The sequence below is a fragment of the Pantoea sp. EEL5 genome, from assembly GCF_049892805.1.
In the GTDB taxonomy this organism is placed as follows: domain Bacteria; phylum Pseudomonadota; class Gammaproteobacteria; order Enterobacterales; family Enterobacteriaceae; genus Pantoea; species Pantoea ananatis.
In genome coordinates this window covers 86613-100164 of the sequence record NZ_JBNDNJ010000007.1, presented here as the reverse complement: position 1 = coordinate 100164, position 13552 = coordinate 86613, and the positions used below count along the sequence as shown (strand labels likewise).

13 protein-coding genes are annotated in these 13552 nt (G+C 52.1%); 7 read left to right on the top strand and 6 right to left on the bottom strand.

Annotation, left to right across the window (positions count from 1 at the left end):
* The first annotated feature begins 114 nt into the window (after positions 1 to 114).
* Complete coding sequence (locus ACPXSQ_RS20295; protein ID WP_013027580.1) at positions 115 to 1170, top strand: AI-2E family transporter; 1056 nt, start codon at positions 115 to 117, stop codon at positions 1168 to 1170.
* On the opposite strand, the gene ACPXSQ_RS20290 is transcribed toward ACPXSQ_RS20295, so the two are convergent.
* Positions 1159 to 1842 carry a FadR/GntR family transcriptional regulator gene (locus ACPXSQ_RS20290; RefSeq protein WP_013027581.1) on the bottom strand — a complete coding sequence of 228 codons (684 nt, stop codon included), beginning with the start codon at positions 1840 to 1842 and terminating at the stop codon, positions 1159 to 1161. The two genes, ACPXSQ_RS20295 and ACPXSQ_RS20290, sit on opposite strands and share 12 nt — an antisense overlap.
* Before the next feature lie 148 nt (positions 1843 to 1990).
* Here ACPXSQ_RS20290 and uxuA point away from each other — a divergent pair, with 148 nt between their 5' ends.
* Both uxuA and ACPXSQ_RS20280 read left to right on the top strand, forming a co-directional pair.
* Positions 1991 to 3175 (top strand): mannonate dehydratase, encoded by a 1185-nt coding sequence (uxuA, locus tag ACPXSQ_RS20285; RefSeq protein WP_014604819.1) that lies wholly within the window; start codon positions 1991 to 1993, stop codon positions 3173 to 3175.
* 428 nt (positions 3176 to 3603) lie between these two features.
* Positions 3604 to 5184 carry an EAL domain-containing protein gene (locus ACPXSQ_RS20280; protein ID WP_013027583.1) on the top strand — a complete coding sequence of 527 codons (1581 nt, stop codon included), beginning with the start codon at positions 3604 to 3606 and terminating at the stop codon, positions 5182 to 5184.
* 50 nt (positions 5185 to 5234) lie between these two features.
* Here the strand turns inward: ACPXSQ_RS20280 and ACPXSQ_RS20275 are convergent, their stop codons facing one another.
* Positions 5235 to 5555, bottom strand: coding sequence for a hypothetical protein (locus tag ACPXSQ_RS20275; protein WP_013027584.1), 321 nt, complete (start codon positions 5553 to 5555; stop codon positions 5235 to 5237).
* Between the two features lie 492 nt (positions 5556 to 6047).
* Between ACPXSQ_RS20275 and proP the strand changes: the two genes are divergently transcribed.
* The 3 genes from proP (at position 6048) to ACPXSQ_RS20260 (ending at position 9412) form a co-directional block, all read left to right on the top strand.
* A complete protein-coding gene (proP, locus tag ACPXSQ_RS20270; RefSeq protein WP_013027585.1) occupies positions 6048 to 7553 on the top strand; it encodes a glycine betaine/L-proline transporter ProP in 1506 nt (501 codons plus the stop codon).
* 129 nt (positions 7554 to 7682) lie between these two features.
* Positions 7683 to 8660, top strand: coding sequence for a porphobilinogen synthase (gene hemB / locus ACPXSQ_RS20265; RefSeq protein ID WP_041457848.1), 978 nt, complete (start codon positions 7683 to 7685; stop codon positions 8658 to 8660).
* Positions 8661 to 8947: 287 nt separating this feature from the next.
* The gene (locus ACPXSQ_RS20260) at positions 8948 to 9412 is read left to right on the top strand and encodes a helix-turn-helix domain-containing protein (RefSeq protein ID WP_015699366.1); all 465 of its coding nucleotides are present in this window, start codon (positions 8948 to 8950) and stop codon (positions 9410 to 9412) included.
* A gap of 16 nt (positions 9413 to 9428) precedes the next feature.
* Here ACPXSQ_RS20260 and ACPXSQ_RS20255 read toward each other — a convergent pair whose 3' ends face one another.
* From ACPXSQ_RS20255 to ACPXSQ_RS20240, 4 genes are all read right to left on the bottom strand, one after another.
* A complete protein-coding gene (locus ACPXSQ_RS20255; RefSeq protein WP_014594818.1) occupies positions 9429 to 10088 on the bottom strand; it encodes an epoxyqueuosine reductase QueH in 660 nt (219 codons plus the stop codon).
* 123 nt (positions 10089 to 10211) lie between these two features.
* Positions 10212 to 10892 carry an SDR family oxidoreductase gene (locus tag ACPXSQ_RS20250; protein WP_015699365.1) on the bottom strand — a complete coding sequence of 227 codons (681 nt, stop codon included), beginning with the start codon at positions 10890 to 10892 and terminating at the stop codon, positions 10212 to 10214.
* 133 nt (positions 10893 to 11025) lie between these two features.
* Positions 11026 to 11847: a hypothetical protein gene (locus ACPXSQ_RS20245; protein WP_013027590.1), complete on the bottom strand. Its 822-nt coding sequence runs from the start codon at positions 11845 to 11847 to the stop codon at positions 11026 to 11028.
* A 1-nt stretch (position 11848) separates the two neighbouring features.
* Positions 11849 to 12046 (bottom strand): hypothetical protein, encoded by a 198-nt coding sequence (locus ACPXSQ_RS20240; protein WP_013027591.1) that lies wholly within the window; start codon positions 12044 to 12046, stop codon positions 11849 to 11851.
* Positions 12047 to 12678: 632 nt separating this feature from the next.
* On the opposite strand from ACPXSQ_RS20240, the gene ACPXSQ_RS20235 reads away from it, so the two are divergent.
* Positions 12679 to 13545 (top strand): MurR/RpiR family transcriptional regulator, encoded by an 867-nt coding sequence (locus tag ACPXSQ_RS20235; protein WP_013027592.1) that lies wholly within the window; start codon positions 12679 to 12681, stop codon positions 13543 to 13545.
* The last annotated feature ends 7 nt before the right edge of the window (positions 13546 to 13552 follow it).

Below are 13552 nucleotides of genomic sequence, written 5' to 3'. Positions count from 1 at the left end.
TCCGCCATTTATCGGGTAAAAAACTCGCCTGATTTACCGTTTCCCTTAACAAATCAGACCGTTACTTTTCCTTCAACTACACTTTCATCAGTTATTTATGCGTAGAGATACAGAATGAACGCGTTACAGCAGGAAAAAATTGGACAAAATATCTTAATCAAACTCGCGATGCTGGTGATTATCCTTGCCGGGATAAGAGCGGCCTCCGACATTCTGGTCCCGTTACTTCTGGCGGCCTTTTTTGCCATCGTACTGAATCCGTTAGTCACGATACTGATGCGGCGCGGGCTGCGGCGGGGGTTGGCGATTACCCTGGTGATTACGGTGATTTTTATCGTGATTCTGCTGCTGGGAGCCATACTGGCAAGCTCGATGAGTGAGTTTTCCGACCTCTATCCTCAACTGCGCACCATCATGGAAAAGAAAATGGCGGTGGTTCAGCATCTGGCAGCCAGCATCCATCTCAATATCTCAACCGATGCCCTGGTTCAGCGCTTCGACCCTAATACCGTTATGAATCTGGCCAGTGTGGCGCTGAGTGGCTTTTCAGGCGCGATGACCAATACCGTGTTACTGATCCTCACCGTGGTCTTTATGCTGTTTGAGGTGCACCATCTGCCTTATAAAATGCGTAACTCGTTTGTGAACCCCAAAATTCGTATCGCCGGTTTACACAAGGCCTTAAAAGGGGTGACGCATTATCTGGCACTGAAGACGCTAATCAGCCTGATCACCGGCATCGCGGTCTGGCTGACGCTCTACCTGCTGGACGTGAAATTTGCGTTACTGTGGGGCGTGGTGGCCTTTATCCTTAACTTTATTCCCAATATCGGGCCGATTATTGCCGGTATTCCTCCTTTCCTGCAGGCGCTGCTGCTCAACAGCGTGTTTGACGCGGCGATGGTGGCGGCGCTGTTTACTGCCATTCACATGGTTTTCGGCAATATGCTTGAGCCACGCATCATGGGGCGCGGTCTGGGCTTATCAACATTGGTGGTGTTTCTGTCATTGATATTTTGGGGCTGGCTGCTGGGCCCGGTCGGCATGCTGCTGTCCGTTCCTCTGACCAGCATCACTAAAATTTTAATGGAAACCACCCCGGGCGGGAGCCGTCTGGCCATTATGCTGGGAACCGGCCGACCCAAGCCTTCGCGGCTGTTAACCAAGTAAACGCTGCTGCACATGCTGCAGATGATCTCTCATCGCCGCCTGTGCAGCCTGCTCATCACCGGACGCAATTGCCTCGGCGATGCGCTGATGGTCCGCGTTCATTTCATCTGCAAAGGTATTGTCGGCATAATGACGTTCCAGCCGGCGGAAATGGGCGCTGTCGCGTTTGTTCCACAGATTTTCCATCATTTCCCGCAACAGATCATTGCCGCTCATCTCGCTAATCAGCAGATGAAAGCCTTTGTCCTGCTCGATGAAAGCCGCGTCGTTTTCATTAAATGCCTGGAGCGCTGCGCTCAGGGACAGCAGCTGCTGACGCTGGGCCTCACTGCCGTTTCGCGCCGCCATGCCCGCCAGCATGCTCTCATAGGCTTCGCGCGCCTGTAGCAGATCCTGCAGGCTGAAGTTCTCGGTTTCTTTGCCTGCTGAAGGTTGCGGTAAGGTCTGAGCGACAAAAACCCCCGTACCGGTGTGGATGCTGACGTAACCCGTCATCTCCAGCGCTATCAGGGCTTCACGCACCGATGAACGACTGACGCCCAGTTGTCGGGCCAGTTCCCGTTCGGGCGGCAGCGCCCCGCCCGGCACGAAATCGCCGCCATGAATGCCCGCAATGATGGCATTAGCAATTTGCCGATAAAGCCGCTCAGTTTTCAGTACCGCTAACCCCATAACTCTCTCCTGTTGCAGGCCGCCTTTCTGGCATCAGATGATACGTATTTATATTGCTGCGATCCGGATCACGGCCTTAATTTACGCGCTATCTTACTCTTGGTCCAGCGGCCTGACCACTGGGCCACACGTCCACCAAGGAGCAATAATGGAACATACATGGCGCTGGTACGGCCCGAACGATCCTGTGTCACTTGACGATGCCCGCCAGGCAGGTGCAACAGGAATTGTCACAGCACTTCATCACATCCCTAACGGAGAAGTGTGGCCTGTAGCCGAAATCAAAGCGCGTCAGGCGCTGCTGGCGGAAAAAGGTCTTACCTGGTCAGTCGTTGAAAGCATTCCTGTGCACGAAACGATTAAGACCCAACGCGGCGATTATCAGCACTACATCGCCAATTATCAGCAGTCAATTCGCAACCTGGCAGCCTGCGGGATTGACACCGTATGCTATAACTTTATGCCGGTTCTTGACTGGACGCGTACCGATCTGGCCTGGGAACTGCCGGACGGCGCTAAAGCGCTGCGCTTTGATGCCGATGCCTTTGCCGCGTTTGAACTGCATCTGTTACAACGCCCCGGCGCGGAAAAAGATTACAGCGCCGCCGAACAACAGGCCGCCGCAACGCGTTTCGCCGCCATGACCGAGGAAGAGAAAGCTACGCTGGTGCGCAACATCATCGCAGGCTTACCCGGCGCAGAAGAGGGTTATACGCTCGAACAATTTCAGGCTCAGCTGGCGCAATACGACGGTATTGATAAAGCCAGGCTGCGCGAGCATATGGCCACCTTTCTGCGCGCCATCGTGCCGGTGGCGGAAGAAGTCGGCATTAAGCTGGCAGTCCATCCTGATGATCCTCCCCGTCCAATTCTTGGTTTGCCGCGCATTATCTCCACGCAAGAGGACATGCAGTGGCTGAAAGAAACGGTAGACAGCCTGCATAACGGATTCTGTTTCTGTACCGGTTCCTACGGCGTACGTGAGGATAATGCCCTTATCGAGATGGCAGAAACCTATGCCGACCGCATTAACTTTGTGCACCTGCGGGCAACAAAGCGAGAAACGAACCCCAACAGCTTCCACGAGGCGGCCCATCTGACAGGCGATGTGGATATGGTTGGCGTCATCAAAGTGATCCTGGCCGAGGAGCAGCGTCGCCGTAGGGCGGGCGAACAGCGAGCCATCCCGATGCGCCCCGATCACGGTCACCAGATGCTGGATGACTTGCGTAAGCGCACCAACCCAGGCTATTCCGCCATTGGCCGTCTTAAAGGGCTTGCAGAACTGCGCGGCGTCGAAGTTGCCCTGAAGCAAATCTATTTCCAGGACTAAACGTTGTTGCCCCGACGTCGTTATGCTGTCGGGGCACAGGGTAGTTTAGACAGGTTGCTGTACTCATATTTATGGCGCGTCATCAGTTGGTCAGCCGCGCTTTCCAGGTAACAAGAGGGTTCTCATTTCTCTCCCTTCTGGCTGCCGTGTTTTGGATTACTCCTCCCACGGCTTCGCTGCGGCACCCTTTTCAGGACGCCCCCAAGCTCACCTTTTCCACGACCGGTTTACAGCCGCCATCAAACTAATGTGTGAGCATTCACTAATAGCATGAATTTTTTGTCAATTAATTGCCTGCCAGGTCGATAATTGACCATATCGGAGAATAAGGGATTTCCGACCGTTCACCAGCGGCGTGAACTGGCGTGCTATGCTGCATTAACCCTTAGCACCTCTCAAAACACGATCACGATTCAGAGGTTTTTACGGTGCCGCTAATAAAAAGAAAACATGAGCATGCCAAATCGCTCATTGTCCTCGCAGGACTATTGCCGCTGCTCCTGGGGTTGTTGTTCACGATAATTGATGCCAGAAAAACAGTAAAAGAACAGCAAATTGATACGGCCGCGACCTTACTGTCTCAGGCAGAAAAAATCAGCGATAACGCCTGGAGCATGATCGCCTGGCTGCGCCAGTATGAGTACCAACCCTGTGAAAAGATAGAAAATACGCTACGGGTTAATAGCACTCTCCATCCCTATTTTCGCGGTATCGGCAAACTGGAAAGTAACACGGTAAGCTGCTCTTCTGCCTACGGTAACAAGCCCGCTACGCTTAAAGCCATGATTGGCGTCGCCCCGCCCGTGACCGGCAAAGACTGGTGGAGCCTGTCCATCGCGGGTTCTTACATCGTGCCAGACCGACCTGCCGTGATATTTGTGCGCCAGCTGGCAGCTGGCAGAGCCCTCTGGGTGATGGTTGAAGGGCAGTATCTTATTGATTTTATGAGCGCGCTGGGCAGTACGCATCATTATCAGATAACCATGCGTTTTAGTAACGGTGCGCCAATCGTGTCAGGCGATCGTGAAATGGCCGACGACAGGTGGCTTAAGCCTCAGGTCTATCATGCCACCTCTTCCCGCTATAGCATCAAGGTCACCCTGATAGCGCCCGGTGCTGAGCTGGTTAAAACATGGACGCAGCTTCTTTTCGTGTTTATGCCGATGGCGGCGATTTTTTCCGTGCTGTTTATGATTCTTACCGCCTCCTGGCTTCGCAGACGTTTTTCCTGGGGAGATGAAATTCGTCGCGCCATTCAGTCCCGTCAGTTCAGCGTGCATTATCAACCTACCTACAGCTGCACGCTGCAACGTTGCACGGGCGCAGAAGCCCTGTTGCGCTGGACCCTGCCCAACGGTAACAGCGTGCGCCCGGACACCTTTATTACCGCCGCAGAAGCGGAAGGGATGATTATCCCGATTACCCATCATTTGATGGCGTTGATCGTTGAAGACACGCAAAGCTGGGCGCCTAACCCCGGCTTTCATCTGGCGATTAACGTGGCTGCCGAGCATCTTCAGCACCCGGATTTTGTTGACGATATGCTTAATTTTGCTGACAGGATGGCGAGAACCGAATTCAACATTACTCTGGAACTGACGGAGCGGAGCCTGATCAAAGAAGGGAGCCTTGTCGCGGCTAAGCTGGCGCAACTACGTCAGGCAGGCATGAAAGTCGCTATTGATGACTTTGGTACGGGGCACTGCTCTCTGAGTTACCTGCAAACCTTTACGCTGGACTACCTAAAAATCGATCAGGGTTTTATCAATGCCATCGAATCCCTGGAGGGGGAAACGCCGGTGCTGGACGCCATTATCAGTCTGAGCCATAAACTGAAGCTGCAGGTATTGGGAGAAGGCGTCGAAACGGCAATGCAGTTCCGCTATTTACAGCAGCATGGTGTCACCTTTATCCAGGGCTATTTTTACGCCAGGCCCATGGATAACCCCACGATCGTGGCGTGGATGAAACAATATGGTCATTTGCCGGTTGAGGTTGAAAACACCTGAGCCGCAACTTACTGACGCACGCGGCACAATGACGGCGAAGAAGCGCTAAATCAACGCGCTTTTCGCTGTGCTGCACGCTGCTTACTCGCCGCCCGCATTGCCACCGCAATGGCCTCTTCCTGCTGAATGACGTGCTCAACAGGCGCACTGGCGCGCTGATTCAGCCGTTGCAGCGTAGGCATCGACTGCTGCAACAGTTGCTGGCACTCCTCGTATTCCGAGCGTTGCTTACCTGTCACGGTCGATGTTTGTAATGCTTCGCTCAATTGAGCCAGGCGGTCAATCCAGTATTTCGTGCGGCAGCTAAGCCATCCAGAACTGAGCTGCGCCTCAGGAGACCGGGAAGCCGTGGGCACCTCAGAGGAATTCATTAATTTTCTTTCTACACTATCTATCTGCGCCACCCAAGGGCTCTGGCAAGTAAGGGGGGAGTTCCTTGGCATTCTTCCTCCAAATCAAGGTGAAAGAGTATTGCTGAAGGCGTTCTGATAGGCAAGCCTCAAACCTTAACCCGCCCAATCCTTAATCTTTATTAATAGCTTTAAGCCAGACGGCTGAGTGAGCTCAAACCGCAGCGCTCACTTAACACGCAAACGCGCGCAGAACCTGACTTTTTTTCGCTTTAGGGGCTGCTATAAACCACCGGTAAAATTGTTCGTTTTCAGGTCAAACATGACAAATATCACACAAAAACGTTATACTCTGCGGCCGATAAATCAGATAACAACAGTATTTGTTGTTTTGATGGATCGACAGATAATGCTGTTTTACGGCTATGCTTAAATTTCCTCAACGCAGCGGTCTGAACGCTGTTTTCGGTTCGCGCCGTTGAGGACTTTCATGTTCCATTACAGGGTAATTCTATGAAATTGCGTAGGAAGCGTGTAAAACCGATTGGGATAGATGATGTCACCATCATTGATGATTCCCGTTTACGTAAAGCCATTACCGCCGCCTCTTTGGGTAACGCCATGGAGTGGTTTGATTTTGGTGTTTATGGCTTTGTGGCTTATGCCTTAGGTAAGGTGTTTTTTCCGGATGCCTCTCCAGGGATTCAAATGATTGCCGCACTGGCAACCTTCTCCGTTCCTTTCCTGATTCGTCCATTAGGCGGTCTGTTTTTCGGCATGCTGGGGGATAAATATGGTCGTCAGAAAATCCTGTCGATTACCATCGTCATTATGTCGGTCAGTACCTTCTGTATCGGCCTGATTCCCTCCTATGCCTCCATTGGCATCTGGGCGCCGGTTCTGCTGCTGTTGGCCAAAATGGCCCAGGGCTTCTCAGTCGGTGGGGAATATACCGGTGCCTCTATCTTTGTGGCCGAGTATTCGCCTGACCGTAAGCGCGGCTTTATGGGAAGCTGGCTGGACTTCGGTTCTATCGCCGGCTTCGTGCTGGGCGCGGGCGTCGTCGTCTTAATCTCTACCATCATCGGCGAAGAGAACTTCCTTGCGTGGGGATGGCGTCTTCCGTTCTTCCTGGCCCTGCCACTGGGTATTATTGGCCTGTATTTACGCCATGCCCTGGAAGAAACCCCCGCGTTCCAGCAGCACGTCGACAAACTGGAACAAGGCGATCGCGAAGGCCTGCGTGACGGTCCGAAAGTCTCTTTCAAAGAAATCGCCACGAAACACTGGCGTAGCCTGCTAGCCTGTATCGGTCTGGTTATTGCAACCAACGTGACCTATTACATGTTGCTGACCTACATGCCAAGTTACCTGTCGCACAACCTGCACTACTCTGAAGATCATGGCGTGCTGATTATCATCGCCATCATGATGGGCATGCTGTTTGTCCAGCCCGTGATGGGGCTGCTGAGCGACCGCTTTGGCCGTCGTCCGTTTGTGATTATCGGCAGTATCGCCCTGATGATCTTCGCCATTCCGGCCTTCATGATGATCAACAGTGGCATGCTGGGAATGATTTTCGCAGGGTTGTTGCTGCTGGCCGTTATCCTTAATGCCTTTACCGGCGTGATGGCTTCGTCACTGCCTGCTATGTTTCCGACGCACATTCGCTACAGTGCATTAGCCAGCGCCTTCAACATATCGGTACTGATTGCAGGCCTGACGCCAACGTTAGCGGCCTGGCTGGTAGAATCGACTAACAACCTTTATATGCCCGCTTACTATCTGATGGTGGTTGCAGTCATTGGCCTGATTACCGGCCTCTACATGAAAGAGACGGCGAATAAGCCCCTGAAAGGTGCAACTCCCGCCGCCTCTGACATGGAAGAAGCGCGCGAAATTCTGCAGGAGCATCACGATAACATCGAGCAGAAAATCGAAGATATCGACGCCGAGATGGCCCGCCTGGAAGCCAAACGTAAAAATCTGGTTGAACAGCACCCAAATATCAACGAGTAACGCCCCTCTCTCCCGCCCCTGAGGCGGGAGAATCTTTTGCTGCCTCTGCACACCGCACACAAACCTTCATCGCCTGCACCTAATCGGAGTAGACTGTGCGTCTTATTTAAACTGGCTACGTGAGTGTCTATGTCTGATTTTTCCCTTACCCAACGTCCCAGAAGATTGCGCGCCAGCGCGTCAATGCGTGCAATGTTTCAGGAGTCCAGCCTTAGCCTGAACGATTTGGCCCTGCCCATTTTTGTTGAGGAAGGTGTTGATGACTATAAAGATATTCAGGCCATGCCTGGCGTAAGACGTATTCCTGAAAAACGTCTTGCCTATGAAATTGAACGTATCGCTAAGGCGGGCATTCGCTCGGTCATGACCTTCGGGATTTCCCATCATACCGACGCGACCGGCAGCGATGCGTGGAATGAAAACGGCCTGGTGGCGCGTATGTCGAAAATCTGCAAAGACACCGTGCCTGAAATGATCGTGATGTCGGATACCTGCTTCTGCGAATACACCAGCCACGGCCACTGTGGCGTGCTGTGTGACCACGGCGTCGATAACGATGCCACCCTGATCAATCTGGGCAAGCAGGCCGTTGTGGCGGCGGCGGCGGGGGCCGACTTTATCGCGCCTTCTGCCGCAATGGATGGCCAGGTTCAGGCGATACGCCAGGCGCTGGACGCCGCAGGCTTTACCCAGACAGCGATCATGTCTTATTCCACCAAGTTTGCATCATCCTTCTATGGCCCCTTCCGGGAAGCGGCAGGTACGGCCCTGAAAGGCGATCGTAAAACCTATCAGATGAACCCGATGAACCGTCGTGAGGCTATTCGCGAGTCGCTAATTGACGCGGCTGAAGGTGCCGATGCACTGATGGTTAAACCGGCCGGAGCCTATCTGGACATTCTGCGCGATATCCGCGAGCGCACCGAACTTCCGCTGGCGGCCTATCAGGTTAGTGGTGAGTACGCGATGATTAAATTCGCAGCCCAGGCGGGCGCCATCGATGAGCGTAATGTCGCGCTCGAAAGCCTTGGCGCGATCAAGCGGGCTGGCGCAGATTTGATTTTCAGCTATTTTGCACTTGAGTTGGCCGAGAACAACCTGCTCTGAGCCATGGCCCTTCTGCGACGGTGCCTGCACCCTCGCAGAAGGCGTTATTCCTGTCCGGTAAACGGGGAAATGAACGCGATGCTTATTGGCGTGAATTAATCACATCACTCATTATGCCCTCTATTCAGTAAACAAATAATACACAAATCGCAACGTAATATAATCTTTTAGCCTTTACTTCCACATCGCAGGAAATAACCATTCACTTCCTTAAGAATCTTTACGCATGTAATGTTTTGAGAAACACAGGATAATTTACAATCACCTTCGAAATTTAAGGGGGTGTTATGAATGAGAACAAATACAATGAGAGCGTGATTATTTCTGTTACTGACTGGATTAATAAGAATCTGGACCAGCGCTTAAGCATTGACGACATTGCTGAAAAGGCGGGTTATTCAAAATGGTATCTACAAAAGTTATTTTCCCGTTATCATAATGAAACGCTGGCCCATTACATCCGTAGAAAGAAATTAATTGCCTGTATTAATGATTTAAAATACAGCCATGCGCCCATTATCAGCCTGGCGGTTAAATACCACTTTGAAAGTCAGCAGTCTTTTACCCGCTCCTTCAAGCAGATGATGGGCTGTACGCCTAGCGTATGCCGTAAAAGCCAGCGACTGAACGTTACCGACAGCAACGCCCATCCTTGCAGCGTATGTAGTAAGGCTGAACCCCCCCCAAAAAAGAAGTTATTTAGCGGAATAAACGAAACCTTCGGGGTTGGTCATTTAGTCCGCTTGCTTTAACCGTGGCAGCAAAAAACTAGTTATCATCAGGCTTATAGTACTGTACGCCAATCTGGATCCGCTCGCGACCACTGGCAACGCGATGACGATTGGTATCCCGTAGGGAGTAAACACAACCGCAATATTCCTGCTGATAAAAACTCTCACGCTTACTGATTTCAATCATGCGTGCCGATCCGCCGCCTTTACGCCAGTTGAATTCCCAGTAGGACAGATCGGGATAATGTGCGGCAGCACGGACGCCGCAGTCGTTAATTTGCTGCATGTTCTTCCAGCGGGAAATCCCCAGTGAACTTGTGATCACCGGGAAACCATTTTCATGGGCGTACAGCGCCGTGCGCTCGAAACGCATATCGAAGCACATGGTGCAGCGCTCACCGCGCTCCGGTTCCCACTCCATCCCTTTGGCACGTTTAAACCAGTCGTCACGATCGTAGTCCGCATCGACAAACGGCACGCCAAACTTTTCGGCAAAGCGGATATTTTCGTCTTTGCGCAGCTCATACTCTTTAAGCGGATGGATGTTCGGATTATAGAAATAGATGGTGTATTCAATGCCGGATGCCAGCATCGCCTCCATGACTTCTCCCGAACAGGGCGCGCAGCAGGAGTGCAACAGCACTTTTTTATGGCCACCCGGTAAGGGTAGCGGTTGTCGCTCGTAGGGCTGAGACATAAGCACCTTCAATCAATGTAATCAAAAGCGCAGTGTAATGCCGGGGCGTGGATGTTGCAAAATTTCACGCTGACGGGCTGCCATTATCCCTGTCAGCCCGTCAGCGTTGCTGCAACCTTTACCTCACCACTGAAGCGTTTTGCCCGCGTAGTCCAGATAGTGGTGGCCGCCACGTCCCCGACTGGCGGTTAACTGCGTGACAATCCCATTGGCGCTTTCTTCAGGCGTGAGCGGTGCCGCATCGCCTCCCATATCCGTTTTGACCCAACCGGGATGCAGGGTTAGTAGCGTGCCGTTTTGCGCCGCCACCGGTCTGGCCAGCGAGCGCGTGAGCATATTAAGAGCCGCTTTGCTGGCTGAGTAAAGTGGCGCTTCTGCATGTCGATTCTCATTCAGGCTGGCAAGTTGAGATGAGGTTAACGCCAGTACGCCGTGTTGCTGGTTCAGTAACGGCAGCAAAATTTCTGCGGTTCGTATCGGCGCAACGGCATTGGTCATAAACAGCTGGATTAGCTCAGCATCGTTGCTCTCTGACAGCTTCTGATGCGCAGGCCCGTAAATGCCGGCGTTGATCAGAATCGCGTCAAAAGGCTGCCCGCTCAGCCCAACCGCAAATTGCTTGACCGCCTCGGTCTGCGTCATATCGAGCCGACGCCAGTCAACCTGCGGGATTTCCCCCTGCGGGGGGACTTCACTGCGATGGGTTGCCGTGACCTGCCAGTTGTTGGCCGCAAACGCCTTGACGACCGCCAGTCCAATGCCACGTGATGCACCAATCACTAACGCTTTGCCTTGATAAGCCATAGAGTTTCCTCGTTGATGAACGCAGTAAACAGCGTAGATACGTATTGGCAAACACACTGCATCATCAATGCTATTTTGCATTCAGACAGCATTGATGGGGCAGTGAATACTTACGGACAGAGGTGTTGCTGTATTATTCAATTTGCTGGTCTGGCGGGGATGAATGGTCACCTTCACGACTTTTCTCAACGCTCTGCGGATGGTCTTCGCCCATTGACAGTGCAGTTGCGCTGGCGGGATCAAACAGTGAGAAGCTTTCAATCTGATCCACCATGATGACTTTTCGAAATGCCATCGCGTTTTTCGGCTCAGAATCCAGTGTGATGTCGTGCTCGGCATACCAACTGCTATAGTTATGCTCGACCGACAGTTTCAGCGTATGGCTGTCGCGGTAGCCGCTCAGCATCGGGATGAGCACGATATTGGCCGTGCGCTCATATTCAAAGGTGGCAGCGTGTACCATGCCGATATAAATACGACGGGATTTTAAGGTGATCCACGCCAGCTCTCCTTCTTCCATGCACTGGAACAGCATCTGTTCAACACCATTGGATCGTGAAAGCTTCTGATAAAGATCTTTGCGACCTGACACGTTCAGTTGTGCGCTGCCTGCCCAGTTTGACCGGTAGAGACAGAAGAGGATGGCAAAGCCCAGCATGATTACCACTGGGGCCTGAATACCGAGAAAACTCCAGTTCATGAACTTCATTTGCAGTTGCAAATGATCGCCAGGAAACGCATACAGGAAATTGGAAACGCTTGAAATAATAAACAAGATAAACCAGATAAGGGCGGTGACGAAAACGCCCTGCAGTACAAAAATACAGCCGTAAAGTGCGACAAGAAAATAGACATCCCATCCTGAAGAACGACGCATTTTGAAACGGCTGGACAGATCCCGGCTGGTGTACCAATAACCACTCACCATCAGTACCATAAAAATTGCGGTTCCCACCTCAAACTCCCTTTAAGGTATTGACGTGCCGATTAAAATCTTCCTTTACTTCATCACTGAGAATATTGACGGCAGCATTGCCATTTTCATCAATAATTATGCGCTCACCATCCGCAATGGAGTCGTTTATGTCCTGGCGGCTCATTATCTGCAGGAATTTATCCGGGCTGGCGAACAAAGAACGAACGAAGCTAATCATGATGTGTCACTTAACGAGTCAAAAAAGCAAGTATGTGACTGAATCGTGTTTACTGCCATTTTATTGCCGGTAAACATTCTTAAAAGTCACTTTAGCGAAGCGGTAATCAGCCATAATTTTTTCTGCATGCAAAAGGCCGCCGTTTTTAAAAAATCACGCCAGAAACAGGTTATTTTAACGCTGAATTTTCCCCTTCGCGGCCACCGCTGATTTTTGCTTTACCTCACTCCCTGGGGTTCAAAACGCGACCTGGAAAACCGATCGTCTCTGGCTGGCCCTCAGCATGACGAGTAATGTCTCCGCATCGTTCAGGCCACTCAGGCCTTGTCCTCAGACCTCGTAGCGCAACGGCCTTAACCGCGCTGACCGGGTCCGCGCCGTGCTGAACCGTTTTCTTCACCTGCATCACATTTCCCGCCGATTTTGTTGCCCCAATGTGATGCAGGTTTCAAATATGTTGCACCCTAATTGCGCCAGATTGATGGACGGGCTATTCACTCCTCTCACTCCCTTTACTTAATCCTCTGACGTGCGGCTTATTTTCATGCACCTCAGAAATATGGCATGCATTGTGCTTGTTACCTGACTAACAACGCAGCGGACAATGACAGCCAGGTAACATTGAGGACAACATGAGCGCGAACGAAGCCCTGTTCAAAAAAATCGAAGCCGCTTTTAGCCTGCAAACGCCAAGCGAAAAGCGGATTAGTTCGTGGCTGTTAAGTCATCCCGAGCAAATTCCGTTTGAAACGGCTGACAGCATCGCCCAGGCGACCGGTACCAGCGGTATAACCGTAGGGCGTTACCTGCGTAAGCTGGGATTTAAAAACCTTGATGATGTGAAAAACCTGCTGCGCGACGTCCCCAATACGCCCTACAAGCAATGGGGGGTTATTGACCGTCTTGATTCCTGGGAGCAGCAACGCACCCTGCCCGACCTGTCCAGCCAGTCCCTGCAGATGGAGCTGGATGCCATTCGCTATGTCTACCAGCTGGCCCAAACGGATACTTTCCGCCATATCAGCCAGCAAATCGCGGATGCCGACACGGTCATCGTGCTGGGTATTCAGTCTACACGCGGCATTGCCAACACCTTTTTCAGTCATCTGGAATATTTGCGCCCGCGCGTTACCTACGCCGATGGCAGCTCAGGCAGCTGGCTGGAGTCGCTGAATTCCGAGTCTTCAAGGCCTTACGTCATTCTTACCGATACCCGGGCCTATTCCACCGTAGCAAGGCAGTTTTGCCGGATTGCCACCGAGCGCCAGGTCGCGATGGCGCTCGTCACCGATATCTGGTGCCCATGGGCGCGTGATTACCCGGTTGATCTGCTTCAGGTAAAAACGGATACCGCCAATTTCTGGGACTCTCTTGCGCCCATTAGTTGCCTTTTCAACCTGCTGCTGTCTGCCATCGTGGAACGACTTGGCCCGGCGCTTTCTGAGCGTCTGGCACAGAACCGACTGTTGCAGCAGGAATTTGGCCAGTTTGAACATTAACAAAACA

Coding starts and splice junctions, on each gene's coding strand:
- ACPXSQ_RS20260 (WP_015699366.1), top strand. CDS start 8,948: ATGAATGAGAACAAATACAATGAGAGCGTGATTATTTCTGTTACTGAC.
- ACPXSQ_RS20250 (WP_015699365.1), bottom strand. CDS start 10,892: ATGGCTTATCAAGGCAAAGCGTTAGTGATTGGTGCATCACGTGGCATT.
- proP (WP_013027585.1), top strand. CDS start 6,048: ATGAAATTGCGTAGGAAGCGTGTAAAACCGATTGGGATAGATGATGTC.
- ACPXSQ_RS20235 (WP_013027592.1), top strand. CDS start 12,679: ATGAGCGCGAACGAAGCCCTGTTCAAAAAAATCGAAGCCGCTTTTAGC.
- ACPXSQ_RS20290 (WP_013027581.1), bottom strand. CDS start 1,842: ATGGGGTTAGCGGTACTGAAAACTGAGCGGCTTTATCGGCAAATTGCT.
- ACPXSQ_RS20240 (WP_013027591.1), bottom strand. CDS start 12,046: ATGATTAGCTTCGTTCGTTCTTTGTTCGCCAGCCCGGATAAATTCCTG.
- uxuA (WP_014604819.1), top strand. CDS start 1,991: ATGGAACATACATGGCGCTGGTACGGCCCGAACGATCCTGTGTCACTT.
- hemB (WP_041457848.1), top strand. CDS start 7,683: ATGTCTGATTTTTCCCTTACCCAACGTCCCAGAAGATTGCGCGCCAGC.
- ACPXSQ_RS20295 (WP_013027580.1), top strand. CDS start 115: ATGAACGCGTTACAGCAGGAAAAAATTGGACAAAATATCTTAATCAAA.
- ACPXSQ_RS20275 (WP_013027584.1), bottom strand. CDS start 5,555: ATGAATTCCTCTGAGGTGCCCACGGCTTCCCGGTCTCCTGAGGCGCAG.
- ACPXSQ_RS20255 (WP_014594818.1), bottom strand. CDS start 10,088: ATGTCTCAGCCCTACGAGCGACAACCGCTACCCTTACCGGGTGGCCAT.